This window comes from Campylobacter concisus UNSWCS, from assembly GCF_000466685.1.
Taxonomy (GTDB): domain Bacteria; phylum Campylobacterota; class Campylobacteria; order Campylobacterales; family Campylobacteraceae; genus Campylobacter_A; species Campylobacter_A concisus_A.
In genome coordinates, this window is sequence record NZ_ANNG01000073.1 from 1 (window position 1) to 3,157 (window position 3,157).

Below are 3,157 nucleotides of genomic sequence, written 5' to 3' on the forward strand. Positions count from 1 at the left end.
GCTATAGTGGCTGGAGCGATCTGGGCATATTCGTTTTGCACAGTGATGGAGAGTGCAGCCTGTGCCTCTTTTAAAGTGGAGGTGGTGTCATATCTTAAAATTTCATGAATCCACTTTTAATCTTAAATCCTATCCGTGAAAACAAGCTTCATTGCTATATATTTATTCCTTTTAAGTCGTTTAGATAGCTTAGCATCTGCTTTTGTCTAGCTTTCTATGCAAATAAGTATTTGCTGGTTTTATCTTGTTTATTTAGTAATATAAAGATCTTTCATATTGTCAAGTATATTATAAGTATGGCAATTATGGTCTATATCCACATACTGCACCATCTTTTTCATGGTCTTGACATATATATTCTTTTTCAGCGCAAGCCGTAAAAACAAATGCCAACAAAGCAAACATGATTAATTTTTTTATTTCCATTTTATCTCCTTTGATTTTGTATTAAATAATAACCCATGCTGACGCATCTTTTGTCTATCCATATTGATTTTTATATTATAAAAAATTTCTTCCGTATCTTGCCTAAATTGTCTTGTTATTTTATTTAACTTTTCTTTTTCTGAGAGGGTGCTTTTTTTAAATACCTCACTTGATAAGTTAAAACTATACTCAGATCTTATACGAAGCACCTTTGGCACACCATTGGCACCATAAAAGCTACAATATGTCTCATACTCTTGCGTCTGAATTATGCCATCACCCTTATTTTGATGATTATATTTTTTATTTAGTTCTTTAGGAAAGCTTCTGCATTTTATACCATCTATGATATTGACAAAAGCCCTATCATAATACTGTCCAAATGTTTCATTTTCATATTTTATATTTGGATTATTAGTATTTAGCTCAAAAGAATTTATATTTTTCAAATCAAGATACTTTTCCCCATCGAATGTATCTATCTTATCTATTTCAAGATAAAATATCTCAACTATCTCTCCGATGATACGGCGCTGCAACACTGTAAAATCATCATATTTGTCTAAACCCTCAAATAAAATACCTCTATTTATCGGCGCCTTTACTGAAAATGTTTTATTTGAGCTATAAAGTGTAGTGTTTGCATCCATTTTTATATAGTCGCGATCATATATATCACTTTTATATGTATTATCAAAACTACATCCTGTTATGAAAGCTATTAAAAATGAAATTATTAGTATCTTCACCTTACTACACTCCTTTATGTATAGCCACTATTTTTATCAAATTCTTTGCATATCGTTTGCAGTTGTAATTTTACCTAAAACTGAACCCTATATGGTTTATCAAACAAAAGCCCCTCTTTTCTCATCTTTTCTCTATCCATGCCAAGCTTTATGGTAGAAAATATTGCTTGTATGTCTTGCCTAAATATATTGTGTATATCATTTAAGACTTCCTGCTCTGTTTTGTTGCTATCTGTAAAAGCTTTTGATTTGCGATTAAAACTATATTCATATTGTAGTCTAACCATATTTGTTGGTTTTTTAATGTTTTTTGGCTGATAAAATGAACAATATGTATCATAGTATTGTGTATAAGTCTTTTCACCATCTATTACATTTTGATAAATCTGTCTCAAATCCGCATGGACAAATGTCCTGCATTTAACTCCATCTATATAATCAAGATATGCTTTTTATATATAGCACTAGTAGTAGTATTGTAAAAACTCTCTTTAGTTTTTGTCTCTTCTTCAAAAATTTTAAGATTTTTTGGATTGAGATATTTTGCAGATTCAAAAGTATGCCCAGGATAAGACTCTGTCGAAATAATAAGCTTTGAAGCCATCATATTTTTTACAGCCCAAGTCAACGCCATGCCTTCCTCTACTTTATATACTCCATAAAAAACGCCTATATCCTTATGTATAGGTGCCATCAAAGAGAGCAATCCCTCTTTGGTAGATATTCTTTGATCTACACTCAAAATTTTAGATTCTTTATTGTCATCATCTACACTCGTAACAATACCGCATCCAGACAAAAATAAGATAATAAATAAAAATCTTATCTGTAACCACATACTACTCCTCCTTCCTTATCTTTTCCCACATATGACTCACATATATATTCACTATGTGGGGAATTATCTGTAAATAATTTTATAGCATTTAAGATGTTTAACCTATCAGTCAAACTAGCATCTTTATTATCTTCACTATTGCCACCAAGCGCCTCTCCGACAAAATCACCCTTTTTAGTATATGAGCCAGAATATACAAATTGCTCGTTTCCTGCCTTGCTATTTGCAAGGTCAATAATTTTTGACATTTCTTCACGACTTATTGGCGAGCCAAAGGATACAATAGTATGTTTGCCATTATTGACATTAAATCCACCATTGTTTATCTTCCATTTTATACCGCTTTTTGCTAAACCGTTAGCCTGTGAATGGTTTTCCTTTATCGCCTCTAGCGCCAACCACATCATTGTAAAAATTGCCAGTTTGCTTAGCTATTCCGGTTATTCCACCAAATTTATCTACTGCAGATTCTAACAAATCACCCAAAAAACCATAAGATGGATTATAATTAACAGTAAGCTCTACTTTTCCGCTCTTAGTATTCCAGAATCCAGTTTGTTGAAGACCATTTTTTATAGCTTCTGCTTCATTATTCATCATACCATTTGTAAAATTTTGAAAGGTTGCTGTTTTTTTAGTAATTTCATACGGATTTTTTGAAATGTATAAGTCTTGTTGATCTTTAAATTTCTCCTTATCGGCATCACTGAGAGATTTAAAAAATTTACTATCTTGAATTTTTTCAAAATCTTTTTCAGAGTATTTGTCACTTTCCTTGTTAACTACTAAGTATTGTCTGTTAGAGTTATCGAAGATACCCGTTAAAACTGGTATATTAGCCAAAATTCCGCCCCTATTCTCTTTTGATGGCATTATATCAAGACTTATATAATTCAATCCTTCAAATATATTACCGAATACTTTTTCGATAACATTATCACTATTTTTGTCAGGTAATGTAGAGGCTATTATATTCATATTTTTATTTAAGTCTTTATACTCTTTTGCTATCTCCTTTTGCCCACTCTTTGTTAGCACCCTTAAATCCATACTAGCATCCACATTTGAGCTTATGCTAGTATTTACTAGATCTTTTGTTAGTTTAGTTGTATCTCTATTTAGTCTTGTTAGATCATCAGAGTTA

General features: G+C 31.3%; 6 protein-coding genes. All 6 read right to left on the bottom strand.

Annotated elements, in window-relative coordinates; translation table 11 throughout:
• Window positions 1-303 precede the first annotated feature (303 nt).
• Window positions 304-426: a hypothetical protein gene (locus UNSWCS_RS12675; RefSeq protein ID WP_257784944.1), complete on the bottom strand. Its 123-nt coding sequence runs from the start codon at window positions 424-426 to the stop codon at window positions 304-306.
• Window positions 417-1,175: a hypothetical protein gene (locus UNSWCS_RS10345; RefSeq protein ID WP_021088462.1), complete on the bottom strand. Its 759-nt coding sequence runs from the start codon at window positions 1,173-1,175 to the stop codon at window positions 417-419. The genes UNSWCS_RS12675 and UNSWCS_RS10345 overlap by 10 nt, the downstream gene beginning before the upstream one ends.
• A 74-nt stretch (window positions 1,176-1,249) precedes the next feature.
• Window positions 1,250-1,570 carry a hypothetical protein gene (locus UNSWCS_RS10350; RefSeq protein WP_035143989.1) on the bottom strand — a complete coding sequence of 107 codons (321 nt, stop codon included), beginning with the start codon at window positions 1,568-1,570 and terminating at the stop codon, window positions 1,250-1,252.
• Window positions 1,571-1,605: 35 nt separating this feature from the next.
• Window positions 1,606-2,013 carry a hypothetical protein gene (locus UNSWCS_RS10355; protein ID WP_035143991.1) on the bottom strand — a complete coding sequence of 136 codons (408 nt, stop codon included), beginning with the start codon at window positions 2,011-2,013 and terminating at the stop codon, window positions 1,606-1,608.
• Entirely contained in the window at window positions 1,998-2,417 is a 420-nt protein-coding gene (locus tag UNSWCS_RS10360; protein ID WP_162142150.1) for a hypothetical protein, read from the bottom strand. The genes UNSWCS_RS10355 and UNSWCS_RS10360 overlap by 16 nt, the downstream gene beginning before the upstream one ends.
• On the bottom strand, window positions 2,371-3,157 hold a 787-nt coding region (locus UNSWCS_RS12060; RefSeq protein ID WP_035143994.1), incomplete at its 5' end, for a hypothetical protein. The genes UNSWCS_RS12060 and UNSWCS_RS10360, both read right to left, overlap by 47 nt.

Bases quoted from the DNA above. Each gene is read 5' to 3' on its own strand.
- UNSWCS_RS12675 (WP_257784944.1), bottom strand. From the start codon at position 426: ATGGAAATAAAAAAATTAATCATGTTTGCTTTGTTGGCATTTGTTTTT.
- UNSWCS_RS10355 (WP_035143991.1), bottom strand. From the start codon at position 2,013: ATGTGGTTACAGATAAGATTTTTATTTATTATCTTATTTTTGTCTGGA.
- UNSWCS_RS10360 (WP_162142150.1), bottom strand. From the start codon at position 2,417: ATGTGGTTGGCGCTAGAGGCGATAAAGGAAAACCATTCACAGGCTAAC.